Source organism: Pelagibacterium nitratireducens (genome assembly GCF_037044555.1).
In the GTDB taxonomy this organism is placed as follows: domain Bacteria; phylum Pseudomonadota; class Alphaproteobacteria; order Rhizobiales; family Devosiaceae; genus Pelagibacterium; species Pelagibacterium nitratireducens.
This window is the reverse complement of record NZ_CP146275.1, coordinates 1,368,469-1,395,050: the sequence shown is the minus strand read 5'-3', so window position 1 is coordinate 1,395,050 and position 26,582 is coordinate 1,368,469. Positions and strand designations below refer to the sequence as shown.

The following is a 26,582-nucleotide window of genomic DNA, read 5'->3' as shown; positions in this document are numbered from 1 at the left end:
CCCAATGTCAGACCTTCACCCCGGCATCGCCACAGCAAACCCCGATGCCTACCGCATCAACGATCACGAAGATTACGATTCCGGTGAGGGCCCCATGACCGCCTCTCAGGCCGCCGAACTGCTCTGCCTCGCCCAGCGCGCCGAGGAGCCCGACGCCTATGACGATGACCTCACCAGCCTCGAAGCGACCAACCGCATCAAGCTCCTCAAACGCAAGCTCGACGGATAATCCTCCCCCAGATCTGCCATCAAGTGAGCCTGCCCCTGCCCGGGGCGGGCTTTTTTTGCGTCTCTTGGTGAAACGGGATCGTCGGGCGCATCGTTAAACGCAACATTTACTCGCCGATGCCAAGGTGGGGAAAATTTGGGGAGCGGCCGAGAACGGCATCGATGAAAAATATACTCCTGCAAGCGACCTCCGCTCCGGCCGTCACAGGCAATCACCAGACCGATGCGCTGGGCCTTTACGATCAGGCCGCATCGATCGTTCCCATGGGCGCCTTCTCGTGCAACCTCGCAGATGACCGGCTGAGCTGGACCGGCGGGGTCTTCGATATGTTCGGCCTCTCGGGCGAACGCCCTCCCGAGCGTCAGATCGCGGTGGAAATGTACACCGAAGCCTCGCGCGGATTGCTTGGCCGCAAGCGCTCACACGCTATCGCCACCTGCTCGAGCTTTTCGCTCGATGCAAACATCAGGCGCCCCGACGGCACCGAGCGCTGGATACGGATCAACGCCGCCGTTCGCAGCGTCAACGGCCGGGCCGAAACCCTTTACGGCATGAAGCTCGACATAACCGAGGACCACGCCCGCTGGGAAATCCTGCGCGCCCAGGCGGAATGCGATCCGCTCACCGGCGTCGCAAACCGCATGCGCTTCCAGCGCTTCCTCGAACGGCCCAATGACGAACCGGCGCTCGGGCGGGTTGGCGCGCTCATCCTTTTCGATCTCGACGGCTTCAAGCAGATCAACGACCGCTGGGGCCACGCCGCGGGCGATGCCTGCCTCGTTGCGTTCGGCGAGCGCCTGAAAAGGGCATTTCCGCAGGCCCGGCTGGTGTCGCGCATCGGCGGCGACGAATTTGCGGTCCTGCTCCCGCCGGTCGGTTCACGGAGCAAGACCGAGCGCGACGTGCGCTGGCTCACCCGGAGCCTTCTTTCTCCCGTGCCCTGGAACGGCGACCGACTGCCCATCGGGGCATCGGTCGGCATAGCCTTTGCGTCAAGAGCCATCGAACTGGACCCGCTCCAATTGTTCACAGCGGCCGACAGGGAACTCTACGGGGCCAAGAAGGCTGCCGCCACCGGCATCGCCTGCGCCTGAGGCGCCTGACCTCAACCCCTATCGTTCCCGCGCGGATCGTGGCAGATAGCACCCATGAGCACCCTCACCACAATCGGCTTTGATGCCGACGACACGCTTTGGGAAAACGAGCACTTCTTTCGGCTCACCGAAGCCCATTTCGCCGAACTGCTGGCCGATTACGCCGAGCCCGAACATCTCGCCGCCCGCCTGCTCGATGCCGAAAAGCGCAACCTTGCCCATTACGGTTTCGGCATAAAGGGCTTCACTCTCTCGATGATCGAAACCGCCATCGAGATCACCGACGGCAAGGTGCCCGGCGACATCATCGGCCGCATCGTGGCCGCCGGCCGCGAAATGCTCAGCCATCCGGTCAACACCCTCCCCCATGTCCACGATACCCTCGAAGTCCTCACGGCCAGCCACACCCTGGTGCTGATCACAAAGGGCGATCTGTTCGATCAGGAGCGCAAGCTGGCCCAGTCGGGCCTGGGCGAATTTTTCAACGCCGTCGAGATCGTGTCCGACAAATCCCCCGCCACCTATTCCACCGCCTTCGCCCGTCACGGCGATGGCCCCGAACACGCCATGATGGTGGGAAACTCCCTGCGCTCCGACGTCCTCCCCGCCATCCAAGCGGGTGGCTGGGGAACTTACGTTCCCCACGACCTCACCTGGGATTACGAACGGGCCGAAGAACCGGCCAACCTCCCCCGCTTCACCAAGATCGAAACCCTCGCCGACCTCGCACCCCTGATCGAACGCCTCAAGGGCTAAGCCAACTCAAAAACCGCGGCTGGCTCAAGTTTGCCCGTTTGAGATCGCCGGAGCACGCGCCGCTGCACGCGGGCAGCAGGCGGCTCAAGCGCTGGCATCGGACGGTCTCGATGTTGAAGTTGTCGAAATCGATCTCAATGACGAAAAGACGATAGCGTCAGCAGCGCAGGCGATTGATGATCGGCAAGGTCGGCTCGATATTCTGGTCAACAATGCAGGCATCGTCGATGCGCAAGACGGCCCGCCACCCTTGCGGGCGTCGATGCTGCACGCCGGGTCATGGAAACCAATGTCGTCGGCACGCTTGCGGTGACGCAGTCCATGCTCCCTCTGTTGCGCAAGTCCGGGGCCGGTCGCATCGTCAACCTTGCGACAACCCTTGGCTCGCTCTCGATCAACGGCGGTCCGTCCTCGCCCTGTTACGAGGCGCGCCTGATTGGCTACAACGCATCCAGGGCCGCTCTGAACATGCTCACCATGCAACTGGCAGCGGAGTTGAGAAGACAGCGAGCAACACCGAAGGGCACCCCGCTCAGTGCAACTCCATGAAGTGCGGGTTGTACATGATGCCTAAAATGTTGCCAAAGGGGTCTAGAACCGATGCGGTGACAAAACCGGATTCGCCCCGCTTTGTGATCGGGTCATGTTCGGTGGCGCCCAGCGCCTTCAAGCGGGCCAGGGCGTCTTCGATATCATCGACGTGCCAGTACAGTATGGCGCCTCCCGGTCCTGTTTTCGTGCCATCAGGCGCATATTTGCTGTCGACGATACCGAATTCATCGGCATCGTCTCCAATACGGAACTCGATATAGGCGGGATGTTCGCGGCTCGGCATCTGGAAATAGGCCTCGACACCGAAAAGTTCAGTGTACCATTCACGCGCTGCAGTCAGGTCATCGGCAAAGTAGTTGACGGTGGCCATGCCCCGTAGAAAATGTTTGCTGGCCATTGGTTTGCTCCACATGGTTCGTTGTCGATGGAGGGACAATGTCGTCCAAGGATCCTGGCGTATTTCAAAAACCCGCAGAGACCTATGATCCGCGCGGCCGCCTGGACCCCACGGGATTTGATCGCCATGTGCGCTTCCGCACGCGGTTGCCTTGCCAACCCCTGCGCCCGTTCCTGGATCATCTCTGGGTCATTCGATGGGACGTTTCCGAACAAGTCTATCATTCGGCCGAGGTCATGCATCGGCCCTATGTCGACGTTTTTCTCTCCCTCGATTGGTCAGGCGTCCAGGGAACGTTTCGAGGCAAGCGCGTTTATAAGGCCCAGGGAAGCGGTCGCATAATAGGTGCCAGATTTCTACCTGGCGCTTTCCGGTCTTTCTGGTCGGGCGAACTGACAAACCTGCAGGACCAACAGCTGCCCCTATCCGAACTCCTCGATGGCATGGACCGGGCAGCCATCGAGCAATTGCTTGCAAATGACGACGACGACGTCATGGATCGCCTTGAAGAACAGCTTTTGCTCAAAAAGCCGGCACCGGACGAGAATATCGCTCTGGTCAATGCGATCATCGCGGCGATCGAAGCAGACGAGAACCTGTCCACCGTGTCCGCTGTTGCCGACAGCTTTTGCTATAGCGAACGCTGGCTACAGCAACTGTTCCGCACCTATGTTGGCATAGGACTTAAATGGTTCTTGCAGCGTCACAGGTTATTGGCGGCCGCCGAACGCATTCGCGGCAGGGACGTGCCTGACTGGGCCGCCATGGCCTACGACCTGGGCTATTCAAGCCAGCAACATTTTATCACCGACTTCCGCAAGGTTCTGGGGCAAACGCCGCTGCAATACAGGGCTGCGGTTACGCGGCCGCATCAGGCAGGTTGAGCGAAATTGCAGGGACGTTCGCCGGCCACTTTCCCCTTTCCATACCGCGACGCACCGCTGCAAGTCCGGCAGGGCGCATGTAGCCAGAGACGACCAGGCGCCGTACGGTGCGGGCGTTGATTTCGCTCCAATTGCTGCTCGGCCTGCGGCGTGAATAGCGCTGGAGGAAACTGCGATCGTCAAACCCCTTGCGCAACCCGTCGATCCAACCCCAGCAGAGCGCCATTTCGATAGCCTGCTCCGGCGTGACGGTGGGCAATCGGGACTTCACCTTATGTATCTTGACCCACACATTGTCTTCGATGTCGTGGTGCGTTTCCAGCCACGAATAAAAGCTTCCGGGATTTGCGAACTCCAGCACCTTGGACATGTCGACTTCAAACTCGGCCATTGCGTTTCCTCCTTCCAGCCACGCGGACACTGGCAAACCTCATCAGCTCGAGTCTTACAAAAATCCGCAGTGAGTGGTGGCATCCAGCTCCGGCCAAGCCTGGCAACCCATGATCGGATCAGCGCCATCCATCCGTAAATCGCTTCTCAAACTGGAACATTCCCTCGTCTCCAGGATGATCGCCTTCGTGCGGATGGTCCGGATCAGGATGGCCGCTGTGATGGTATTGAGTGATATGGAAACCGCAGACGTTGACGTAGAAGTGGATATTCCGCTTCTCGAAATAGGGGGTGTGCGTGGTCCATACCGTCGTGTCGGGGTAAGCCGCCTCGATCGCACCCCAAGCCTTGCGGCCAATACCGCGACCGATTTCATCTCGACGAACATAGAAAAAGTCGAGCGCGTTCTTCTGCGTCTTAGGGTCTATCGTCAGGACCACACCGCCAACCCAACGCCCGTTCTCCAGGATGCGGTGCACCACGGCATTAGGCGCGTTGAATGACGCGGCAACGTCCGCGTCAGAGGGGATGGGCCCGTTATCGACCGAGCCAAATGTTTCAACCACAGCCAGCGCGAAAGCCTCCTGCAGATCCCTACGGAACCGGGCGAGATCAGCATCCTGCGCCAGATCAAGGGTGACGTCGCCAATATTGGCCGGAATAGACATCGTGTTCGTCCAGAGTGAAGTCATACAGCGTGCAACTGACGTGGCCGTGCACTTGAAATAAGACCGCTTTTAGGCCGTGGGTTTGACGGATCGGGGTGTAAAAATGTCTGCCAGCCTTTAGGCCAAACTGGCTCTCCTACCAACGACCGCAGCTGGGTCGGATACCGAATGTCGGCTGTCCCCAATTCCTCGCCGAAACCGGTCCGTCAGCACTCGGCCTCCAATGCGCCGCCCCATTGGTAACGGGGATCCCCGACGGGGTGACTTGAATGGGGTGGCTTCCTGTCTGACGGCTTTCGGTTGCGGAACCTACTGGCATCTAGCGCTGAAATGTGAGGTGGATGGTCCCGCTCTCGGCCGTTTCCGACCTCACAGTGTAGCCAGCTTCCAAGCCACGCAGATCGTCCCAGAGGCGTATGCCCCGTCCCAACACGATTGGTACGATCGCAACGTGCAGCCGGTCCACAAGTCCGGCCTTGAGATAGTCGCGAACCATGGTTGGTCCGCCACCTATCCGCACGTCCTTGCCGTCTGCGGCCTTCGTGGCCCGTTGCAGCGCATCATCCGGACTCGCGGCGAGGAAGTGGAAAGTGGTGCCGCCAGCCATTTCGATTGAAGGTCGCGGCGTGTGCGTCAAAACGAAGACCGGGCAGTGGAACGGTGGCTCGTCACCCCACCACCCCTTCCAGTTCGGATCATCGGGAAAGTTATGCAGCCCGAATTTGCCCGCTCCCATGACTTCGGCGCCGATGTTGTCGAAGTAGTCTTTCGCATAGTCATCGTCGATACCGGTGGTGCCTTTGCCGCTGGTGTCGTGCAGCACGCGTTCCCGGAAAGTCCGCGTTGCGGCATAGGCATCTGTCAGGCGCGACCAGTCTTGGCCGAACGGATTGTCTGGGGTTTGGTCTGTGGTCGTTGCGAAACCATCGAGTGAGATCATGAGATCGACACGGACTGCCATTGGACGTGCTCCTATAATACTAAGGTAGTTACCTTCCTAATCGCATCGAAACACTAAGGCAAGTACCTTTTTTTACCTTGACCGACGCGGCGGGGCGATTTACGCAGCGGTATGCCCTTTCACTCGACCCCGCTCGATCTTGCCTTCCATGCCCTGAGCGATCCGACGCGCCGGGCGGTGATATCGCGCCTGGCCGAGGGCGAGATGCCCGTCAGCGTCCTTGCGGAGCCCTTCGACATGGCGCTCCCCTCCTTTGCTCAGCATCTCAAGGTGCTCGAAGATTGCGGATTGATTGCCAGCGAGAAACGCGGGCGCAGCCGCTGGTGCCGCCTGGAGCGGGCGCGCTTCGAGGAGGCGGCAAATTGGATGGAAGCGGAGCGCCTGCGCTGGGCCGAGCGGCTCAACCGGCTGGAAGCCTATTTGGACAACGCGGAAGGGAACGACGATGGAAAAGCTGTTTGAGAGCTGGTCGCTTGACCGTGAAATCGTGCTTGTAAAGGTGCTCAAGCACCCGCGCCACAAGGTCTTTGCCGCGTGGATGGACCCCGAAGCGCTGGCCCAGTGGTATGGCCCGGCTGGCCTCACCATCGAGAGCCAGAAGGCCGATATCCGCGAGGGCGGGGAATGGCGCTTCGACATGGTGGGCGTGTTTGAAGGGAAAACGCAGCGCTTTCCCAACCTTATGCGATTCCTAAAGATCGTGCCGAACGAGCTGATCGTGGTGGACTACGGCACCCCCGAGCCGAACGATCCGGAGCGCTTCTACATGACTGTCACCTTCGATGAGCAGACCGACGGGAAAACCGTTTTGACGATGCGCCAACTTCACCCGAGCCGCGAACGTCGTCAGGTGGTCTTGGGTTTCGGCGCGGTGGAATACGGGCTGCAAACTCTGGACAGCCTCGCGACTTGGCTCGATGGTTGAGTGCTGCTCAACTGGACGCCTGCCGATCGCACCATCTTCTCACGAACGGCAGCTTCTCTATCGCGGTTTGTGTCAAGAGGCGCACGGCATCATCTACCGCGGGCGCGGCGTTGATTGGGCTTGGGAGGGCAGACGAAGGACGCACGTGCAGGGTCAGGCTTGGGTGCCGGGCTTGAGGTCGTGCCACACGGGGCTCGCGCTTCTCTTCGGGGTCGGCGCTTTGGCCGCCCCATGATGGGGTAAGAAAGGCGGAGTAGATCAATCTTTCAGGCGCCCTTGCCGACTGGCAGGGCTGCTGCCATTACGAACTCACGCCACCTTCGTCCCCGTGAGGACCTCTTTCCTGCCGAAGCAGAACCGTTAAAGCTCCTGTAGGTCGGGATCAGGCGATCGCTGTGGCGGGTTCGCTGCCCCAGCGGAAGTCGGTGCCGTCAGTCCACATCCGGTGCAGGATCACTGCGAGGCGGCGGGCCACGGCGACAATGGCACGGCGCTGGCCCCGCCGCTGAGCGACCCGCATTCCCCAAGCCTTCAGCCACGACCACTTACCTCTCTGGGTGAGCAGGATCTGCGCGGCCTCGTACAGCATCGTGCGCAGCATGGTATCGCCGGACTTCGAGATGCCGCCATCGTAGTCGATCTCACCCGACTGATGACGACGAGGCGTCAGCCCGATATGGGCGCCCACTGCCCTGGAATGAACAAAGCGCTGCGGCTGGTCGACTGTCGCGCGGTAGGTCAACGCAACAACAGCACCGACACCCGGTGCCGTCATCAGTCGCTGGCAGACGGGATCATGCCGCACGACGTTGAGCAGCATCTTGTGCAGCCTGGAAAACTCCTGACGCATGACGCGGCGGATGGTGAGCATTGGTTCGACGATGGCGGCAAGGGTGGGTAAACCTTCAACGAGCTCGCGAATGCGCGTCTCGAATCCAGCCTGCCCGACGGCGCCCACCTTCAGGCCGAAGTTGCGCAAGGTGCCACGCAGATCTGCATCAACGTCGAGCATCTTGCGCTGTACCAGCTTGCGCGCGGTCAACAGCATGCGCTTCTCCTGGCTTGCCAGTGTCTTCACATGCACCGGCCTGAAAAGGCCGACGCGCATCATCTGAGCAATGCCGCACGCGTCGTGCCGGTCGGACTTGTTGATCTGCTGCGCCTTCAGCAGCGACTTCATGTGACGGGTTTCGACGCAGATCACGGGCAGACCGGCTTCCGCCATGCCATTGACCAGCCACTGCGACAGTGGCCCCGCCTCGATCCCGACGCGGCCGTAGTCCTCGCCAATCGACGTCAGCAGTGTGACGATGTCGTCCGGCTCGGATGGTACCTTCTGCTCGCATATTACCTTGCCGGCATCATCGACGACGCACACCGCCGTCTCCAACACCGACACGTCCAGTCCCACAAAATAGGTCATCGCGTTCTCCTTCCCTCGATGCCGAGGCCAGGCTCGGCCTCGCCAGCATCGTACATGAAGGGGCTGCAGCTCCCGATCTCCGATCGCGCCGCAGCCGCCGCGATACACCATCTTTCAGTTTCTCGGAGCGTAACTGTGAATGCCTGAGTTTGCGTCGGTGTCTGCCGGTGCACAGATCAAGATTTATGCGCGACCGTTAAGGGGCGGCAACGGGGTGGAAAGCTGTCATCTCGTTTCTTCAACTCGGTCGGCAGCTATGCGGATGAAGCGGTCATTGACGCAAGGAGAGGATACCGGCTCCAACGATCAGCAATGTCCCAAGCGTTGAAACCAAGTCCGGCACCTCAACAAAGAAGACCAGACCCCAAAGAACGGCAAAACCGACATATGCGAAATCGAACGCTCCGATCGTTGCCGGGGGGGCATTCTGATAAGCAATTGCCGCACCGACGCTTCCGACCAGGATCGACATCGCCAACAGGCTCATGGACAACCACTCGGACGGCCCCATACCAGCCCAAGGGGCTAGCAAGAATCCCTGCCGTGCGGTCTCTGGCAGCAGAAGAATAGTCGCTGCGGCCAACCCGCCGACGACAACGAAGCAGATGTTGAGGACCAGCGAAAGCATGGTCGGGTCTTGCTGACGGCATCTGGTGCGAGTCAGGATCATCGCCCCGGCGTAGAGCATGGCCGAAACCAGCGGCAGGATCGTGTAAGCATTGAAATCACCAGCTTCGGGACGCAGGATCAACAGCACGCCCAGAAAGCCGATGAATACGGCCGCCCAACCCTGCCGTGAAATGCGATGGCCAATGAACACCGACGAGAACAGGGTGATGAAGATCGGAAGCGTGTAATAGGCAGCGGCAGCCGCTGAAAGCGTGAGTTCCGTCAGCGAAAGATAGTAACAAACCCACATGCCAACCAGCATCAAGCTGCGAAGGGTGACCCATCCCATCGCCTCCGGCAAGCGGAGCTTCCCCCGCATCTTCGCGGCCAGGACCACGATCAGGATCGGGATTACGATCAGAGAGCGGATCACAAAAATCTGCCAGATCACGAAGTTGCCGCTTGTCATCTTGATCAGCGCATCGCCCAGCGACAGCGCCAGAACGGTCAGGATGATGACGCTGACCGCAAGGGGCATGTTATCGCCGCGTTGATCTTCCCGGCTGACTTGCGACATCGTGAGCGTCTCCTGACCATGTTGTGACGGGAACATTGAGGGAACAAGCCGAGTCGGTCAACGGCAGGAAAGGGCTTGGAAACTGTCATTTCCAGCTCAGAATACGAACGACCGCAACGGGGTCGGTTTCTAACGGTGCACAGTTCAAGATTTATGCGCGACCGTTAAGGGGCGGCAACTGGGGTGGAAATCGGAACGGCAGGTTTCGTGGAGCAGCGCGCGACAGCGGCCATTCCTCAGGCTCGCGCTGAAACAGAATTGCGAATTCTGTTTCAGTCTCCGGGCGGATCGCCATCGCTCGCTCGCCGTGGTCACCTAAATCTCAGGTCGCGACAAAAGTCACCGACGACGCCTACTTTCGGCCGAAAGCGACATTGACCGTGTCCGTATAAACGAGTCGATCGCCGACCGCATAGGCGCTCACTGCCTCTTCGACATCGTTGACCAGATTCTGCTTTTCGGCCTCGCCCAGCGCATGGAATGCCGCTGCGATGGGCATCGAACCGAGGTGCAACGGCACGAATTCGCGGGCAACGGGGACGCTAATTTCCAAGGTCTGAGTTTTGACACCGGCGTCTTTGAACCCCGCGTCATGCAGTGCGGTCTTTAGGTCATCGGGGCTCGGCGTGAGCCGCTGGCCACGCTGCTTACTCGCAACCTCCGGGGAGATATGCCGTTCAACAGCGTCGCATAGTGCGTGTGTGTATGCGCTGTGGCCATTCCAGATCGACATCACGATGCGACCGCCCGGCGACAATATGCGGCGCAATTCAGCAAGGGCGCGAACTTTGTCAGGGAAATAGTGGTAGCCATGCTGCGAAATGACTGCATCGAAACTGTCGGACGCCAATCCGCTGTCTGAAACGTCACTTTCGATCCATTCGATTTCCAAACCGGCGGCCACATCGCGAGCTACCTGCAACATCGGAGCGTTTATATCCAACCCCGTGACGCGGCCCGTCTCGCCAACAGATTGTTTCGCCAAGCGGGTAGTAACGCCAGTGCCGCAGGCCACGTCTAAAACAACTTCGCCGGGCTGGAGCGCCACGACGTCCAATAACTGTTCCGCCCAACGGCCGAACCAAAGCGGCACCATTACTTTTTCATAAATTTCGGCAGCGTCTCCCGACAACTGAAATCCAAGGGTCTTGCTCATGGTTATTTCTCCCACTGCAGGAGGGGAACCATACGCCAGAATTTGAAACAGCATCATAGTATTCTGTTTCAAGGATCGAGTGGCCGCTTCCGAGCAAGGGGGCAAGCCATACGAACGACCGAAATGGCGTCGAAAGCTGAACAGCAACTTTTCAGAACCGACAACAGCACTGGGGTGCAGCCCAAAGGTCACCATGCCTCCCGTCAGCGACGCATCAAGAACCCTCAGCCCTGCCATTCATTGTTCGCAATGACCGGTTCCGGGCCCGGCGCCAGGCGCGACGGTGGGGGACTGCCACCCCATCCCCCACCCTCGTCCTGGCTTCGATGTCCCCAATCGGTAGTATCGGTTCAGAACTTGCGCCTTACCCTTTGATTGGAATCCAGATTTCCAGACCGCCATGCCCGGTCCTGGGGTCGAACTTTTCGTCGTAAAGCTCGAACAGGGGCGAATCGCCATCGGGGGTGTCGGAGCTTGCGGGCATATAGTGGCTCCAGATGGCATTCATCGTATGCCGCAATTCCGAAATGTGCCCCTTGTGCGCAAAGGCGAGGTAGGATCGCTCCACCAGTTTGATGACCTCCAGTTCGGCGGGCACTTCACCGGGCTGCTCGACCGCAACGCCGCAGGTGTAGCGAAAGCTCCCCTCGGCTTCGTCGAACCCGTCACACACCCCGTACCAGAGCCCTTTTTGCTCGCCCAGCGTGCCCTCGAAGGGCTGGAATTGCACCCATTGGGCGGGGATGCCGCCCACCTCGCGATATTTGTACCGTCGGCTCAGCCCGACGATGGTCAGCGGCCCGCATTTTTCGCGCCGCGGTTCTGCCATCTCGATTGTCGTTTCGTTCGCTCTGTCCATTCTGATGGGCTCCACAAGCAGGGTTTGATCCACCGCGCCTCCTTCCCGCACCGTCTCGGGCGTCACCCCGAACCGGTCGCGAAAGGCGCGGGTAAAGGCTTGGTGGGACCCGTATCCCGCTTCGAGCGCAACATCGAGTATGCTGGGCGCGCCCGCCGCAAGCTGCCGGGCTGCCTCGGTCAGCCGCCGGCCCCGCAGATACTCCATGACCGGATACCCCGTCGCCGCCGCAAAGCCCCGGCACATATGAAACCGCGACACGCCACAGGCTGCAGCGATATCATCGAGCCCAACCCCTTTGCGGAAATTGCTCTCGATATACCAGATCACCCTGCCCACAAAGCGCACGGCCATTTCCCTTGATGCCTTTACCGCCCCAACATTGCGCCAACCCTCACCTCCCGACTTGACCGGGCGTGCGCTTTTCGCCCAGGCGGCCCAAATACCTGTAGCGCCCGCCTCCCCTTCGCTTTCCCGGCGAAAGCCGGGATCCATGCGCGCCGCCAGAAACAGGGCCTCTCTGTTCGTGCTGCGGCAACCGGCGCGATGGCACGGCGACCGTTCCAGCCCGCACTCCGACCAGTCTAAAGACCGATACCGCCCACCGGCTCTGTCTCGAACCGGTTGTCGAACCCCGCGATCAACGGACGCGCCTGGGCGATGGCATCCTGCACCGCCGTCAGTTCCAGCGACGCGGTGTGGCTCTCGGGACTGTCCCACACCTCAGTCACCCAGATCCCGTCCGGATGCTCCTTGCACCGCGCGACGATATAGCTATGGCACCCCGGCATGCGCCCGCCGGCGCTTGCCTTGAGAATGGCCATCAACTCCTCGCGCCGTCCCTCCGTCGCGATCATCCGTCCGATCAATCCATACATCTTTCCTCCAGACCCCGGCCTTGGCGAGCTCGCTGCCGCCACTTTTACCGGCTCCACAACACTCGCGCACCCGGTCGTCAATGGCAAATTTCACCAGTTGCAAATATTTGCCAATTTAGAACAAACATGGAACGAAATTTCACTCAAGTCCATAGCTTTTACCGCCAATGTTGACTTATCGGTGTGCCCGTTTCACAACCCGCGCCAGTCCAGAGAAAGTGACCCCAATGCCCCAGGATCAGATCTCCACCCCCCTCACAAAGGACCAGGCCTACGCCCTTGTCGACGCCGTGATGGACCGCGACGATCTGGCTCTCACCGCCTCGGCCCATGAGAATGAAGATACAGGCGAATGGGTATTTCAGGCCACCTGCGACAGCCCGCCCGATCTCGCCGCGTTCGAGGCTCTGGCCAAGGAAATTCTCGGCGGAGACGTCGGCTTTGCCATTGATCCAATTGATGAAAATGCCGACTGGGTGTCGCACTCGCTCGAGGGGCTGAGACCCGTTACCGCGGGCGGTTTCTATGTCTATGGCAGCCACGAAACCGGGGCCCTGCCGCGCGGTCTCATCGCCATCCGCATCGACGCCGCCCAGGCCTTCGGTACCGGCCACCACGAAACCACCACCGGCTGCCTCGAAGCCATCGAACGCGTCCTCAAGCGCAAGAAACCCATGCGCCCCATCGATGTCGGCACCGGCACCGGTATTCTGGCCATCGCCGTCGCCAAACGCCGCAAGCTCCCGGTCATCGCCTCCGACATCGACCCCCTCGCCGTCCGCATCACCCAGGAAAACGCCCGTGCCAACGGCGTTTCGCACATGATCGTCCCCGTCGATGCCGCCGGCGTGGACCACACGACAATCCGGGGCAACGCGCCCTACGATCTCATCATCGCCAATATCCTGGCTGGCCCGCTGGTGGAGCTTTCCCCCCATATCGGCCGCATCGCCGATCGTGGCGCCGCCATCATTCTCTCGGGCCTGCTCAACACCCAGGCCCAGCGCATCATCGCCGCCTATAACCGTCAGGGCATGGTGCTCAAGGACCGTATTGTCCGCAAGGACTGGACAACCTTGATCCTTGAAAAAGCATAACAAAAAGCCCCGGCAGCCGGCAGGCCGTAGGGGCTCATGTTCACACTGGCAATGTGGGGCTGTTCAGCCCCAGGCGACTCTATTCGGCCGCGCCCTTCTTGGACGTGCCGAAGTCACACCCGTAAATCCGCGTATAGCGATCGACCTGACGAGCCGCTTCACGGCTGCGGGCGTCGATCATGGCATCGAGTGCCTTGCGGAAGAAGCTCTTGTCTTCAACCATGTCATCTCTCCTTGCTTGGCAAATTGGGGTAGCCTTGCCTTCGAGACAATAGATAGAGCCATTCGCTTCTGTTAGTTAGACCTCAAAGCGAAACCCAGCCATGCCGGAAGCGCATGGACGGTTAACGAGAAAGTCCATCATGCAAGACTACGCCGCCATCCCAGACGCCAGGTTCCAGACCTTCGACGAGAAATCGGACCCCGCCCAGGTCGCCCCGCGCCTCGCTACTCTCCGATCCACCCTCGCAGGCCTGAACATCGACGGATTTCTGATCCCGCGCACCGACGTGCACCAGGGCGAATATGTCCCCGATTGCGATGCGCGCCTTGCCTACCTCACCGGCTTCACCGGCTCGGCGGGCATGGCCGTGGTGACGACCGATCTCGCCGCGCTGTTCGTGGACAGCCGCTATACGCTCCAGGCCCCTGCCCAGACCGACACGGCGCTGGTCTCTATTCACGACACCACATCGACAAGTCCCGGCGACTGGATGGCCCAGAACCTCCCATCGGGCTCCCGCATCGGGTTCGACCCCTGGCTGCACACGCCGGGCCGCCTGGCCTCGATCCGAGAGCCAATGGAAAGGGCGGGCATCGAACTGATCCCCGTCGCCAACCCCGTCGATACGATCTGGGCCGATCGCCCGGCACCCCCGCAGGGCCCGCTCGAAGTGCTGGGCGACAACCGCACCGGCAAGTCGACCACAGAAAAGCTGGCCGAGCTGCGCGCCGCGATGGCCAAGGAAGACGCAGGCGCGGTCGTCCTGACCCTGCCGGAATCGCTATGCTGGCTGTTCAACATCCGGGGTCGCGACGTTCCCCACAATCCCTTCGTCCTCGGCTTTGCCATCGTGCCCGCCGATGGCTCCCCAACCGTGTTTCTCGCCGAAAACAAATTGACCGAAGAAAACCGCTCGGCCCTTTCCGGCACCGCCGAGCTTGTGGGCAAGGACGGATTTGAAGCCGCGCTTGCCGATCTGGCCAAACAGGGCCGCGCTGTGTGGTTCGATCCGGAAACCGCACCCGTTCAGGTCAAATCCGTTCTCTCGAATGGCGCCAGGCTGATCGAAAAACGCGATCCGGTGCTTTTGCCCAAGGCCAGAAAGAACGAAGTCGAACTGGCCGGCATGCGCGAGGCCCACAAGCTCGACGGCATCGCCTTGGCCAAATTTCTCGCCTGGTTCGATGAGGCAGCCCCGCGTGGCGGGCTGACCGAAATCGACATCGTCAAAATGCTTGAAGCCTACCGGCGCGAGGAACAGACCGCCGTCGATGTGAGCTTTGAAACCATTTCGGGCTCGGGCCCCAATGGCGCCATCGTCCACTACCGGGTTTCGGAAAAAACCAACCGCACCCTCAGTCCCGGCGAATTGATGCTCGTTGATTCCGGTGCCCAATATCTCTCGGGCACCACCGACATCACCCGCACCATGGCCACCGGTCCGATCACCGCCCAGCAAAAAGACCACTTCACGCGGGTCCTCAAAGGTATGATCGCCATCTCCCGCGCCCGGTTCCCGAAAGGCACAAACGGGGCGCAGATCGATATTCTCGCCCGCCAGTTTCTCTGGCAGGTCGGCCTTACCTTCAACCACGGCACGGGCCACGGGGTCGGCGCGTTCCTTTCGGTCCATGAAGGCCCTGCCGGCATTTCACCGCGTTACACCGTCCCGTTCGAACCGGGCATGGTCCTCTCCAACGAGCCGGGCTACTATCTCGAGGGGCAATACGGCATCCGCATCGAAAACCTTGTCATCGTGCAGGAAAGCGAGGTGGCTCCGGGCTATCTCGATTTCGAAACGCTCACCCTGGCACCGATCGACCGGCGCCTGATCGCCACAGACATGCTCGAAGCAGCAGAGCGCGACTGGCTTGACGCCTACCACGCCCGCGTTGCCCGCGAAATCGGACCCCATCTCGACGAGAGCACAAGACGTTGGCTGGATCAGGCCACCGCCCCGCTTTGAAAGACGCCGCCGGGCGCCCGATCACATGGTCGGGCCCGGCGGCATTTCGCTGCGGCCGTCCCAGCGCTCCACATCGAGCGTAAAGACGTCCACGCCCACCAGGCACCGCGCATTGACCGATATCCTGTCCCGATAACCGGTCCGAAAAACCGCCGTACCGCAGGTCGGGCAAAAATGGTGCCCGCCATCCACGTCACGCCACAGATAAACCGAAAGCCTGCGCTTCTGGGTCAAAAGGCGTACCGCTTCCACCGGCACCTTCCAGTGAAGGAAACCCGACCGCGCGCAGCTCGAACAATTGCATTCCAAAAGCCGTCCCAGCGCATAGGACACTTCAAGTTCGATATCCCCGCAATGGCAGGAAAGCTTGTGGACCTCTGTCATCCCGTCGCCCCTAGTTGAACCACGCTGCATAATTCCAGATCGAACCACCAAACGCCCCATTGGCCGCCGCAAAAGACTCTGCATCTGCAATCTCGCCCACCTTGAGATAGGGCAAGGCATCGAGCCCGGTAAACAGCAGCACTGCATCGGTCCGCTCTGCACCCTCAAACCACGCGGCAAGGTCGAACCCGAGATCGCCATAGCGCCAGTGCGGCAAGAGCAACTCGCCACGCAGAATGGCTTCGGAAACGTCCAGCGTCTCGCGCCAGGCCCCGACCATCTCCTTGGTCACCGCCATCTGCGGGGCCAGCGGCGTCTGGTAGGGCGAGGGAATGAATTCGAGATGATCGTCGGTTTCCGCCAGGATCGAATTCCAGTTGCGCCGCGACAGATCAAGCACGCTCAACACCCTGTCCCGCGCGCCAATCAGCCGTTCCCGATCGACAATCGGCCAGTTGATCGTGTGGATCATGGCAATCGCATCGGCCAGCAACGCGTCGCTGTCGCGGTCCATGAACAATTGCCCGCTATTGGGATGAGTTTCCATCGGTAGCCCGGCTCCTGGAAACAGCCTGTGCATCGCCGCATTGAAGAAATCTTCGAAATCATGAGCCAGCAAGAAGTCCGACTGGGTCGCCAGAACCTGCGAATACCCCGCCAGCCAGATCGCATCCGACCCATCGAAAGCAAAAGTGGTGGCAGGCAGCCCCAGATCCGGCGCCATACCCGATCCCATGTCAAGCCGCTGCCCCGTCCCCGCCGCCATCGCCAGGAACGCGCCAACCGATTCCGCCTCACCTGCCTCTCCGTCGCCATCGATGTCGATGCGAATTTGCGTCACGTCGATCTCGACGGAAAAATCGCCTTCCGCTGCGGCAAGCAGCAAAGGGATGGCCACATCAAGATCGTCCGAAAACGCCGCGAGATAGCCGCGCAAAGCGTCATAGGTCAGCGGCTCAGGGGTCCTCTGACCGCCTTCCGCCCCCAGCACGCCAAAAAACGGGCTCACCGCAACGCCGCGCTCGGGGTCAAACCCATGCGCATAAAGAGGTTGCACCAGATCTTCGATGCCCGAAAACAGCGTCAGGATGGCAATGCCGAACGACGCCTCGGCATCGCCGTCAGGCCGTGCCTCCATCGCGTCCAGACCCTCGGCCAACCGGCCGCCATAGAGATGATCGCGCAGACTATCTGCTGTGCTCTCCTGCGCGGCAGCGCCAGCCACCGAGCCGAAAAACAGAAGAATTACCAGCCAGATCTTGCTCATGCCTGCGCCACCCTTTCGAACCACTCGTCTTCCGAGATCACCTCGACCCCCAGGCTTTCGGCCTGTTTGAGCTTGCTGCCCGCCCCTGGCCCGGCCACAACGAGGTCGGTCTTGGCCGAAACCGAACCCGAAACCTTGGCGCCCAGCCGCTCGGCCATCGCCTTGGCCTCTGTGCGCGACATGCGCTCCAAACTGCCGGTAAACACAACCGTCTTGCCCGCCACCACGCTGTCAGCGGAAATGTTGACCACATAGTCCTTCGGCTTCACCTCGGCGAGGAGCGCGTCGATGGCCTTCTCGTTGCGCTCATTGGCAAAAAAGCCGGTCACGGATTGCACCACAGTGTCGCCCACGCCATCGATGCCCAGCAACGTGTCATAGGCCTCCTCGTCTCCCTTTCCGGCGCGAAACGCCATTTCCCGAAACGCTTCGAAATTCGAAAACGTCTTGGCAAAAAGCGCCGCCGTCGATTCGCCCACATGTCGAATGCCGAGCGCGAAGATGAATCGGTCCAGATCGGGCTCGCGCCGCGCGTCGATGGCCGCAAAGAGCTTTTTGGCCGAAGTCTCGCCCCACCCCTCCTGATCCTTGAGTTTTTTCAGACCCTTGGCGTCGTTCTCGGCCAGCCTGAAGATATCGGCCGGTTCCTTTATCCGGCCCTCCGCGTGAAACGCCGCGATCTGCTTGTCGCCCAACCCGTCGATGTCGAGCGCATTGCGGGAAACGAAGTGTTTGAGGTTCTCCACGGCCTGCGCCGGACAGATCAGCTCCCCGGTACACCGCCGCCGCGCATCGAGCTTACCGGTCTTGGGATTGACCTCCCGCACCGCGTCGGAATTGCATTCGGGACAGACATGGGGAAATTCGAACGGCTGTGATCCCGCCGGGCGCTTGTCGGGCACCACAGCCACGATCTGGGGGATCACGTCCCCCGCCCGCTGCACGATCACCGTATCGCCCTCGCGGATATCGTAGCCATCGCGGATTGTCGCCCCGAAGCTATCGCGCCCCGCGATATAGTCTTCATTGTGCAGCGTCGCGTTTTCCACGACCACCCCACCCACGGTCACAGGCTGCAACCGTGCCACCGGCGTCAGCGTCCCCGTACGCCCCACCTGAATGTCAATCTTGTGCAGGATCGTGGTCGCCTGTTCGGCCGGAAATTTGTGCGCGATCGCCCAGCGCGGCGCCCGCGCCACGAACCCCCAGCGCTGCTGCAGGTCGAGCCTGTCGAGCTTGTATACGACCCCGTCAATGTCATAGCCCAGTGTGGCGCGCTGCTGCTCGATCGACCGGTAATGGCCAAGCAATTCCTCAACGCTCGTCGTCCGCACCATCAGTGGATTGATGATAAAGCCCCACTCTCCGAGCCTTTGCACCGCATCATACTGCGTGTCGGCAATCGGCGCGCTCACCTGCCCCCAGGCATAGGCGAAAAATTTCAAATTCCGTTTGGCGGTTACCGAAGGATCCTTCTGGCGCAGCGACCCGGCCGCTGTGTTGCGCGGATTGACGTAATCCTGTCCGCCTTCTTCGGCCGAGCGCTTCTTGAGGGCCGCGAAATCGGCATGGGTCATATAGACCTCGCCGCGCACCTCGAGCACGTCGGGCCACCCCGAGCCCGAAAGCCTTTTGGGGATATCGGCAATGGTCTTGAGGTTTTCGGTTATGTCCTCGCCCTCGGTCCCGTCGCCCCGCGTCGCCCCGCGCACGAAAACACCGTTCTCATAGCGTAGCGAGGCCGACAGTCCGTCGATCTTGGGTTCGGCGGTAAAGGCCAGTTCCAGTCCCTTGTCGCGCTCGAAGAATTTTCGCCCGCGCTGGACGAAATCTGCAACGTCCGCATCGTCGAACGCATTGTCGAGACTTAACATAGGCACCGCGTGTCGCACCTTGGCAAAGCCGACTTCCAGCCTACCGCCTACTTCAGAATATTCATCTCGAGCTTTTTCGGGATCAATGTCATAAAGCGCAACAAGCAAATCTTTTAGTGTATCAAACTCTGCATCAGATAATTTCTCACCTCCAAAATTGTACGATATGTCCGCACTTCTGACTATTTGCTTTAAACTTTCGTACGCGCTCGAAAACGCTCCCGAATCTATATTCTCGAATATTATTTTTTTTGTTGCGATTAAATTATCGTCTTCACTGACACCAGAAAACGTCGAGCAAAGGTGCGATAAAAGGCTATTGGGCAATTTAGAAAAAGTAGTATTTATTAGTTGTGCGCTTCTATGGGGGAGGAGATTGTCTGCAACTACGGACAGTTTGCGTATTGCACTATCTCGATTCCTACCATCAACCACGTGCATCAAGACACCACGCGGCTCAAACAGCCAAAGATCATTTTCCATGCTTAAGCACCCACTTCACGCATCAGCCGCTGTGCCGCCGCCCGCGCTTCTTCGGTGATCGTCGCCCCGGCCAACATGCGCGCCACCTCTTCGCCTCGCATCCCGGTATCGAGCGGCCGCACATGGGTGCGCATGAACGCACCTTCCTCGATCGCCTGTTTCTCGATCAGCAGATGGGTCTGGGCCCGCGCTGCAACCTGGGGCGCATGGGTAACGGTGAGAACCTGCACCGATTGCGCCAGCCGCGCCAGCCGCTTGCCGATGGCGTCCGCCACTGCGCCGCCGACCCCGGTATCGATCTCATCGAAAATCAGCACCGGCACCGACCCCTTGTCGGCCAGCACCACCTTGAGCGCCAGAAGGAACCGCGACAACTCGCCCCCTGATGCCACTTTCATCATCGGACCCGGCGTCGTGCCCGGATTGGTCTGCACATGAAACGCGATCTGGTCGATCCCGTGGGGCGAAACCCGCTCTTGGTCCACCTGGGAATCGACGATGAACTTGGCCGCTCCCAGCTTGAGATCGGGCAATTCGGCCTCGACGGCCTTGCTGAGCGCCCGGGCAGCCTTTTCGCGCGCCTTGGAAAGCTTTTCCGCTGCCTCGTGATACGCCGCGCCGGCGTCCCTTAATTCCGCCTCCAGCGCCACCAGCGTCTCGGCGCCCGATTCGAGCGCTTCGATGTCGCCCTCATATTTGGCCAACACCTCGGTCAGCGCGTCAGCCTCGACCTGATGCTTGCGCGCCGCGGCCCGCAGCGCGAACAATCTTTCCTCGGTCTGCTCGAGTTCGCGCGGGTCGAACGCCATCTCGCGCCGGATCGCCTCCAGCGCCTCACTGGCCGCATCGAGCGCCACAAGAGCCTGATCGACAGCATCGGCCATCGGCGCAAACAGCGCCGCCTCGGCCTCCGATTTCCGGGTCAGCCGCCGCAACAGCATGGCCAGCGTCGGCCCGGGTGCATTGGTGCCGTTGAGGATTTCGTCGGCGTCATTGACTTCCCCCGCCGCCTTCTCAAGCCCCATCAGCCATTGCCTGCGCTCGGAAAGCGTTATTTCCTCGCCGACCTCGGGTTTGAGGGCCGACAATTCCTCGATCACGTGGCGCGCATAATCCTCCTCACGCGCCGCCTGCTCCACCCGCGCCCGTTGAACGTCCACGGCCTTTTGCGCCGTTACCAGTCGACCATGAGCCTTCGACACGGCCACCAGTTCACTCTCATAGCCGCCAAAACTGTCCAGCAGCACCCGATGGGTCGCCGCATCGACCAGAGCCCGGTCGTCGTGCTGACCGTGGATTTCCACGAGCAGCCCGCCGATCGATTTCAACAGGCCCGCCGAAACCGGCTGATCGTTGATGAAGGCCCGCGTGCGGCCATCCGCGTGCTGCACGCGCCGCAGGATGATCTCGGCATCATCCTCAATCTCGTTCTCGCGCAGCAGAACCCTGGCCTGATGGCTTTCGGGCAAGGCGAGCACCGCCACCACCTGCCCGCTGTCGGCGCCCTTGCGCACCAGCGCAGCGTCCCCTCGTCCGCCCAGCGCCAGTGTAAGCGCATCGAGAAGGATCGATTTGCCCGCACCCGTCTCCCCGGTTAGGACGGTCATGCCCGTCTCGAACGCCAGGTCGAGCTGGTCGATCAGAACGATGTTGCGGACCGAAAGCGTGTTCAACATCGCTCCCGCTTCTCCCATGCGTTTGTTGGCCCTGACTTCTACCCCGCAAGTCACCCCGGCTGCAAACCTTGAACACAGGTTTCGCACCATTGGCGACGCGAACATTACAGGAACAAAGGTTTGGCGGCAAGCGCCTAAGAAAATGCCCCGACCAATGGCCGGGGCATCGTCAAAGGTTCACATGCGTGGCGCTGGCCTATCGGTCGGCCATCCAGTTGCCTGTCATCATCTGGGGCGACAGGCCCTGATTCTGCAGCAGGTCAAAACCCCGCTGATACCATTCCGAACTTGGATAGTTGGTACCCAGCACCGCCGTCGCCGTCTGCGCTTCGCCCACAAGACCCAGCGTGAGATAGGCTTCGGTCAGCCGATAAAGCGCTTCTTCCACATGGGTCGAGGTCTGATGATCTTCCACCACAATGCGGAAGCGATTGACCGCCGCCGTGTACTGACCATTGCCCAGATAATAGCGGCCAACGCTCATTTCCTTGCCGGCAATCTGATCGCGCGCGATCAGCAGCATCTGCCGCGATTCCCGGGCATAGCGGGAATCGGGATAGTTGGCCTGCAATTGGGTAAAGGTCTCGATAGCGTCCTGCGCCAGTTCCTGATCGCGCGTGATGTCGGTGATCTGTTCGTAATATGAGCTGCCCTTGAGGAACAGGATATAGGGCACTTCCGAAGAGCGCGGATAGAGCGCCAGGAACTGGTCGGCCTGCCGTGCGGCTTCCGAGAAACGGGAGAGCCGGAAATTGGCGAAAACCTGCATCACCTTGGCGCGTTCATTAACGTCCGAGAAGGGATTCTGCCGCTCGAGCGTTTCAAGATCCTCGATGGCCGCGATATAGCGGTTGTTTTCCATGTTGGTGACGGCGCTCGCATAGAGCTGCTCGGCCGGCACCAGAGGCTCTTCGTCACCCGTGCGCGAAAACATCGACATGGGCGAACAGGCGGCAAGCACCCCGACGAGGGCCATGGTCGCCGCCATCTTCCAAATCCGTGGCGCTTTGCTTGGTCTGGCTATGATATTCACGAAAAACTCCGTCCTCATGGCCCGGGCATGAACCGTGACCCGCGCGTGCCCACAATCCGCTAGCGGGCAATCTGTCCAAAACTGTGACGGGGGTTATCGCCCATTCAACCGATGGAACGCAAGTAGGGCTCGACAGACAGCCTCTCAGGCAGATCGCCCAGCGCTTCCATTTCAAGCGGCAGTGCGTCCGCCTCGAGAATCTCGTAATTGGCTTCGCTGGCAAAAAGCGATTTGAGCACAAGCGCATTGAGCCCGTGCCCACCCTTGTAGGACTTGAACCGCCCATAGATCGGCAGCCCTGCCAGAGCAAGATCGCCCACGGCGTCGAGCAGCTTGTGGCGTACGAATTCGTCGTCGAACCGCAACCCGTCGGGATTGACGATTTTTTCTTCCTCGATGGCGATGGAATTTTCAAGGCTCGATCCCAGCGCATAGCCGGCCTGACGCAAAACCTTTGCCTGCGCCACAAATCCGAAGGTGCGGGCCGGCGCCACCTCGATGGCAAATTTGCGCGGCGACCAGTCAAAGATCATCCGCTCGCGGCCGATCACCTTGGAGTTGAAGTCGATCTCAACATCGAACGCCCGGCCATTATAGGCTTCGAGCATGGCAAAGGCGTCATTGTCGCGCACCGTTACCGAGCGCAGGATGCGGATGAATTTCTTGCGCTGCGGCTGGATCGAAATGCCCGCATCGAGCACCGCATCGACGAATGGCTCGGCGCTGCCATCGATGATCGGGCATTCTTCGCCCCAGACCACGATTTCCGCATTGTCGATGCCAAGCCCGTTGAGCGCCGCCAGCACATGCTCGACAGTCGCGACGCTGATGGAGTTGCCCAGATCGATAACCGTGCACAGCGAGGTCCGGCTGACCCGCGAATGGTCGATCCTGACGCTCGCCGATCTGCTGCCATCCTCCAGCATACGGGTCAGCGTATAACCCGAATCGGCTGGCGCCGGATTGATGACAAGGCGCGAAGGCTTGCCATTGTGCACACCGATTCCAGCGAACTCTGCAGGACGCGTGAGCGTGCATTGGCGCACGGTATTGTTTTTCATTGGTACTCCGGGCCCTTTTGTTGACGAGTGGCCCAATCGCCCTCTTAACGAAAATCGGCCCGACACGAAACCCGTGTCAGGCCGATTTAAAGCCGAAATGGCAATTTTGGATTAACCGTGGCGTTTGAGAAACGCCGGGATTTCCAGCTGTTCCTTCTGCGGCGCACGGGCCGGTGCACGGCCATGTGCGTCGAGTTGTCCCGCTGCGCCTTCCGCCTGCGGACGCGGTGCGGCCGGACGAGAGGGAGCAGCCTCGATGGCGCTGCGGGCGGCAGCATCGTCGAACTGGGGCTGCACGCGTTCGGCTTGCTCGTGCGGTTCGGCTTCCCCGCCCAGGCTCAGCCCAACATTGGAGGCCAGGCGGCGGAACAGGGCCCGCGCGTTGCGCGGCTCTTCGCTCCGGGGCTGTTCCATCTGCTGACGGGCCACCGGCGGCATGTCTTCGGCGCGCGGAACCCGACGCTGAAGCTGCGGGCGTTCGGCGCCCGAGGGCACGTAGGGTTTGGGCATCGCGGCGTCGGGTGCCCGCTGGGCCTCCTCGACCGGCTGGCGCACGGCGGCACTGGGCGTATAAGGCTCGATGGTCACACCGCTGTCTTCGGTCTGCCGGGCAGCAGTCGCCGCGGCGGCGGCCGCCGAATTGCCATCCTTGATCGCCTGGGCAACGGCAGCTTCGAACTGATCGTCGCTCATATTGGCGCTGGCATGGGCCGCGGCGGGCTGCTGGGCAGCGGGCTGTTCGGCACGCGGTGCCTGGGCTGTCGCCGGCGTGGCAACGGCTTCGGGCAAACGCTTGGCCTGCAAGGGCTGGCGATTGGCATTGGGCTTGACCGGATCGAGCGCCTGAACCATCAGCGCGTCGGTGCCGGTGGCAACCACCGAGACGCGAACCTTGCCCTGCAGCGAGTCGTCGAACGTCGCGCCGAGAATGATATTGGCATCGGAATCCACTTCCTCGCGGATACGCGAAGCGGCTTCATCGACCTCATAGAGCGTCATGTCCTTGCCGCCGGTGATCGAGATCAGGAGCCCGCGTGCGCCCTGCATCGAAACATCGTCAAGCAACGGATTGGCGATTGCCGCCTCGGCGGCGTGACGCGCACGATCCTCGCCTTCGGCCTCGCCGGTTCCCATCATCGCCTTGCCCATGCCGCGCATCACGGCGCGCACGTCGGCAAAGTCGAGGTTGATGAGCCCTTCCTTGACCATCAGGTCGGTGATGCAGGCAACGCCCGAAAACAGGACTTCGTCGGCCATCGCGAACGCGTCGGCAAACGTGGTCTTCTCATTGGCCACCCGGAACAGATTCTGGTTCGGGATCACGATCAGCGTATCGACATGGCGGTGCAGCTCGTCGATGCCCTCATCGGCCAGCTTCATGCGGCGATTGCCTTCGAACTGGAACGGCTTGGTCACAACACCGACAGTCAGGATGCCCTGCTCGCGCGCCGCGCGCGCCACCACGGGTGCCGCGCCCGTGCCCGTGCCACCGCCCATACCGGCGGTGATGAACACCATATGCGAACCCGAAAGGTGATCGTTGAGTTCGTCGAAACTTTCTTCGGCCGCCGCACGCCCTACTTCGGGGTGCGAACCGGCACCAAGGCCTTCGGTCACGCCGACGCCCAGTTGAATGACACGTTGCGCGCGGGACAGAGCCAGCGCCTGCGCATCTGTATTGGCCACAACGAACTCGACGCCCTCGAGGCCCGAGTTAATCATGTTGTTGACCGCGTTTCCGCCCGCACCACCGACGCCAAAGACGGTGATTCGCGGCTTAAGTTCTTGGATTCCCGGAATCTGAAGGTTGATTGTCATCCCTGGCCTCATAGTGGCTGCATGCCAAAGATGTAGCGCTCAATTCGTTAACCGGCCCCTAACAAAGCTACCGATTTCGTTAACCAATCTGCAAAATGCGAGACTTGACAGCCACAAAGTCACCGCATGTTAAGCATGATTTGCCCCGCTCGGGCCAACACCGGCTTGACATTCGCCAACGCCAGTATATAACCATAACAGAATATAACATATTGGTTTTTAAAGGAGCGAAAAATGCCCAGAATCATCCCCAGTCTCTGGTTCGACGACAATCTCGAGCAGGCGATGGATTTTTATGCCTCGGTCTTTCCCGACACCAGGATCCACGGCACCACCCGCTATACCGAAGGTGGCATGGGAGAACCCGGCAAGGTGATGACCGGCGACTTCGAAATCCTCGGCCAGCGCTTCAACGCCATAAATGGCGGCCCGCACTTTAAATTCTCCGAAGCGACCTCCTTCATAATCGAATGCGCCGATCAGGCCGAAGTCGACTATTACTGGGACGAGCTGACCGAAGGCGAGGGCGCCGAGAGCCAATGCGGATGGGTCAAGGACAGGTTCGGCGTCTCCTGGCAAATCGTGCCAAAAGCCCTCTATAGCACCGTCACGGGCAAGGACCCCGAGGGAGCCAAGCGCGCCACCCAAGCCATGCTCAAGATGAAAAAACTCATCGTGGCCGACCTCGAAGCCGCCTATCGCGGACAATGATGGAAAGCGGGGGCGTTCCAGCCCCCACGCGATACCAGGCGTCCCCCACCGCCTATTCGATAACGGCGCAAGCGATCCGGTCGCCCGCATCACCCGATGGCTGGCTTTCATAGTCATCGGCGCCACCATGGATCATCAGGGCCCGCCCCATGATGTCGGCGTCCCCCTGCCCCAGGGTGACGAAGGGATTGAACAGATGGCTGCGCAGAATACCGTCAGCGCCGACATACTGGTTCGGCATGTCGCCGGCATGCGGCCCGGTTTCGCTGTAATAGCCATGATCGACGTCGGCGGGATTGAAATGGCCGCCCGCTGAATCAAAGCCGCCCTCCGGATCGCATTCACCGTTTTCATGAACATGGACCGCCACCCATTGCTCGGCGGGAAGGCCCTCGACATCGATTTCGACAACCACGCCATTGGGCGTGTGGGCCAGTGTGGCCTCACCGATCTCCTGTCCTTCGGCGTCGATATAGGTCGCGCTGGCTGTCTGTCCCTGCGCATATACCGGCGAGGCGGCAAACATCAGGGCAAGCGCTGAAGTTGCAATCAGTGTCTTCATGGGAAGTCCTCCACGAGCATGGGTTGGAAAGACCAAGCCTGACTTGGCACTCCTGCCCAATGCCCCTGC

General features: G+C 60.7%; 29 protein-coding genes. 11 read left to right on the top strand and 18 right to left on the bottom strand.

Annotated features, from left to right (window positions below; genetic code table 11):
• Positions 1-4 precede the first annotated feature (4 nt).
• From V6617_RS06970 to V6617_RS06950, 5 genes are all read left to right on the top strand, one after another.
• Positions 5-229, top strand: a complete 225-nt coding sequence (locus V6617_RS06970; protein ID WP_338609973.1) for a DUF3072 domain-containing protein — start codon at positions 5-7, stop codon at positions 227-229.
• Between the two features lie 161 nt (positions 230-390).
• Positions 391-1,323: a GGDEF domain-containing protein gene (locus V6617_RS06965; protein ID WP_338609971.1), complete on the top strand. Its 933-nt coding sequence runs from the start codon at positions 391-393 to the stop codon at positions 1,321-1,323.
• 54 nt (positions 1,324-1,377) lie between these two features.
• A complete protein-coding gene (locus tag V6617_RS06960) occupies positions 1,378-2,079 on the top strand; it encodes an HAD family hydrolase (RefSeq protein ID WP_338609970.1) in 702 nt (233 codons plus the stop codon).
• Between the two features lie 19 nt (positions 2,080-2,098).
• On the top strand, positions 2,099-2,392 hold the full coding sequence (locus V6617_RS06955) for an SDR family NAD(P)-dependent oxidoreductase (protein ID WP_338610651.1): 294 nt from the start codon (positions 2,099-2,101) through the stop codon (positions 2,390-2,392).
• Entirely contained in the window at positions 2,359-2,628 is a 270-nt protein-coding gene (locus V6617_RS06950; protein WP_338609968.1) for an SDR family NAD(P)-dependent oxidoreductase, read from the top strand. The genes V6617_RS06955 and V6617_RS06950 overlap by 34 nt, the downstream gene beginning before the upstream one ends.
• Here V6617_RS06950 and V6617_RS06945 read toward each other — a convergent pair.
• The gene (locus tag V6617_RS06945) at positions 2,612-3,028 is read right to left on the bottom strand and encodes a VOC family protein (RefSeq protein ID WP_338609966.1); all 417 of its coding nucleotides are present in this window, start codon (positions 3,026-3,028) and stop codon (positions 2,612-2,614) included. The genes V6617_RS06950 and V6617_RS06945 overlap by 17 nt on opposite strands.
• Before the next feature lie 38 nt (positions 3,029-3,066).
• Between V6617_RS06945 and V6617_RS06940 the strand changes: the two genes are divergently transcribed.
• Entirely contained in the window at positions 3,067-3,912 is an 846-nt protein-coding gene (locus V6617_RS06940; protein WP_338609964.1) for a helix-turn-helix transcriptional regulator, read from the top strand.
• Here V6617_RS06940 and V6617_RS06935 read toward each other — a convergent pair.
• The 3 genes from V6617_RS06935 to V6617_RS06925 form a co-directional block, all read right to left on the bottom strand.
• Entirely contained in the window at positions 3,887-4,303 is a 417-nt protein-coding gene (locus V6617_RS06935) for a hypothetical protein (protein WP_338609962.1), read from the bottom strand. The two genes, V6617_RS06940 and V6617_RS06935, sit on opposite strands and share 26 nt — an antisense overlap.
• A 118-nt stretch (positions 4,304-4,421) precedes the next feature.
• Entirely contained in the window at positions 4,422-4,970 is a 549-nt protein-coding gene (locus tag V6617_RS06930; protein ID WP_338609960.1) for a GNAT family N-acetyltransferase, read from the bottom strand.
• Positions 4,971-5,289: 319 nt separating this feature from the next.
• Positions 5,290-5,931, bottom strand: a complete 642-nt coding sequence (locus tag V6617_RS06925) for a dihydrofolate reductase family protein (protein ID WP_338609958.1) — start codon at positions 5,929-5,931, stop codon at positions 5,290-5,292.
• A gap of 111 nt (positions 5,932-6,042) precedes the next feature.
• Here V6617_RS06925 and V6617_RS06920 point away from each other — a divergent pair, with 111 nt between their 5' ends.
• Both V6617_RS06920 and V6617_RS06915 read left to right on the top strand, forming a co-directional pair.
• Positions 6,043-6,393, top strand: a complete 351-nt coding sequence (locus V6617_RS06920) for a metalloregulator ArsR/SmtB family transcription factor (RefSeq protein WP_338609957.1) — start codon at positions 6,043-6,045, stop codon at positions 6,391-6,393.
• Positions 6,377-6,856 carry an SRPBCC family protein gene (locus V6617_RS06915; protein WP_338609955.1) on the top strand — a complete coding sequence of 160 codons (480 nt, stop codon included), beginning with the start codon at positions 6,377-6,379 and terminating at the stop codon, positions 6,854-6,856. Before V6617_RS06920 ends, V6617_RS06915 begins: the two co-directional genes overlap by 17 nt.
• A gap of 382 nt (positions 6,857-7,238) precedes the next feature.
• Here the strand turns inward: V6617_RS06915 and V6617_RS06910 are convergent, their stop codons facing one another.
• The 5 genes from V6617_RS06910 to V6617_RS06890 form a co-directional block, all read right to left on the bottom strand.
• Complete coding sequence (locus V6617_RS06910; RefSeq protein WP_338609953.1) at positions 7,239-8,279, bottom strand: IS110 family transposase; 1,041 nt, start codon at positions 8,277-8,279, stop codon at positions 7,239-7,241.
• Between the two features lie 271 nt (positions 8,280-8,550).
• Positions 8,551-9,465 carry a DMT family transporter gene (locus V6617_RS06905; RefSeq protein ID WP_338609951.1) on the bottom strand — a complete coding sequence of 305 codons (915 nt, stop codon included), beginning with the start codon at positions 9,463-9,465 and terminating at the stop codon, positions 8,551-8,553.
• Between the two features lie 352 nt (positions 9,466-9,817).
• The gene (locus V6617_RS06900; protein ID WP_338609949.1) at positions 9,818-10,621 is read right to left on the bottom strand and encodes a class I SAM-dependent methyltransferase; all 804 of its coding nucleotides are present in this window, start codon (positions 10,619-10,621) and stop codon (positions 9,818-9,820) included.
• A 364-nt stretch (positions 10,622-10,985) separates the two neighbouring features.
• Entirely contained in the window at positions 10,986-11,834 is an 849-nt protein-coding gene (locus V6617_RS06895; RefSeq protein ID WP_338609948.1) for an AraC family transcriptional regulator, read from the bottom strand.
• 230 nt (positions 11,835-12,064) lie between these two features.
• Entirely contained in the window at positions 12,065-12,358 is a 294-nt protein-coding gene (locus tag V6617_RS06890; RefSeq protein WP_338609946.1) for a putative quinol monooxygenase, read from the bottom strand.
• Positions 12,359-12,585: 227 nt separating this feature from the next.
• Here V6617_RS06890 and V6617_RS06885 point away from each other — a divergent pair, with 227 nt between their 5' ends.
• The gene (locus V6617_RS06885; protein ID WP_338609945.1) at positions 12,586-13,455 is read left to right on the top strand and encodes a 50S ribosomal protein L11 methyltransferase; all 870 of its coding nucleotides are present in this window, start codon (positions 12,586-12,588) and stop codon (positions 13,453-13,455) included.
• Between the two features lie 79 nt (positions 13,456-13,534).
• On the opposite strand, the gene V6617_RS06880 is transcribed toward V6617_RS06885, so the two are convergent.
• Positions 13,535-13,678: a hypothetical protein gene (locus V6617_RS06880; protein ID WP_338609943.1), complete on the bottom strand. Its 144-nt coding sequence runs from the start codon at positions 13,676-13,678 to the stop codon at positions 13,535-13,537.
• A gap of 139 nt (positions 13,679-13,817) precedes the next feature.
• Here V6617_RS06880 and V6617_RS06875 point away from each other — a divergent pair, with 139 nt between their 5' ends.
• On the top strand, positions 13,818-15,644 hold the full coding sequence (locus tag V6617_RS06875) for an aminopeptidase P family protein (RefSeq protein ID WP_338609942.1): 1,827 nt from the start codon (positions 13,818-13,820) through the stop codon (positions 15,642-15,644).
• A gap of 21 nt (positions 15,645-15,665) precedes the next feature.
• On the opposite strand, the gene V6617_RS06870 is transcribed toward V6617_RS06875, so the two are convergent.
• The 7 genes from V6617_RS06870 to ftsZ form a co-directional block, all read right to left on the bottom strand.
• Entirely contained in the window at positions 15,666-16,028 is a 363-nt protein-coding gene (locus tag V6617_RS06870) for a Gfa-like protein (RefSeq protein WP_338609940.1), read from the bottom strand.
• 10 nt (positions 16,029-16,038) lie between these two features.
• A complete protein-coding gene (locus V6617_RS06865) occupies positions 16,039-17,295 on the bottom strand; it encodes a hypothetical protein (protein WP_338609939.1) in 1,257 nt (418 codons plus the stop codon).
• Positions 17,292-19,355 (bottom strand): NAD-dependent DNA ligase LigA, encoded by a 2,064-nt coding sequence (gene ligA / locus V6617_RS06860; protein ID WP_422394825.1) that lies wholly within the window; start codon positions 19,353-19,355, stop codon positions 17,292-17,294. Before ligA ends, V6617_RS06865 begins: the two co-directional genes overlap by 4 nt.
• Before the next feature lie 299 nt (positions 19,356-19,654).
• Entirely contained in the window at positions 19,655-21,328 is a 1,674-nt protein-coding gene (recN, locus tag V6617_RS06855) for a DNA repair protein RecN (RefSeq protein ID WP_338609937.1), read from the bottom strand.
• Positions 21,329-21,524: 196 nt separating this feature from the next.
• A complete protein-coding gene (locus tag V6617_RS06850) occupies positions 21,525-22,316 on the bottom strand; it encodes an outer membrane protein assembly factor BamD (RefSeq protein WP_338609935.1) in 792 nt (263 codons plus the stop codon).
• Positions 22,317-22,465: 149 nt separating this feature from the next.
• Positions 22,466-23,422 (bottom strand): UDP-3-O-acyl-N-acetylglucosamine deacetylase, encoded by a 957-nt coding sequence (lpxC, locus tag V6617_RS06845; RefSeq protein ID WP_338609934.1) that lies wholly within the window; start codon positions 23,420-23,422, stop codon positions 22,466-22,468.
• A 111-nt stretch (positions 23,423-23,533) separates the two neighbouring features.
• A complete protein-coding gene (gene ftsZ, locus V6617_RS06840) occupies positions 23,534-25,240 on the bottom strand; it encodes a cell division protein FtsZ (protein ID WP_338609933.1) in 1,707 nt (568 codons plus the stop codon).
• A gap of 234 nt (positions 25,241-25,474) precedes the next feature.
• Here ftsZ and V6617_RS06835 point away from each other — a divergent pair, with 234 nt between their 5' ends.
• Complete coding sequence (locus tag V6617_RS06835) at positions 25,475-25,951, top strand: VOC family protein (protein WP_338609932.1); 477 nt, start codon at positions 25,475-25,477, stop codon at positions 25,949-25,951.
• 52 nt (positions 25,952-26,003) lie between these two features.
• Here V6617_RS06835 and V6617_RS06830 read toward each other — a convergent pair whose 3' ends face one another.
• Positions 26,004-26,513, bottom strand: a complete 510-nt coding sequence (locus tag V6617_RS06830; protein ID WP_338609931.1) for a superoxide dismutase family protein — start codon at positions 26,511-26,513, stop codon at positions 26,004-26,006.
• Positions 26,514-26,582: the final 69 nt, after the last annotated feature.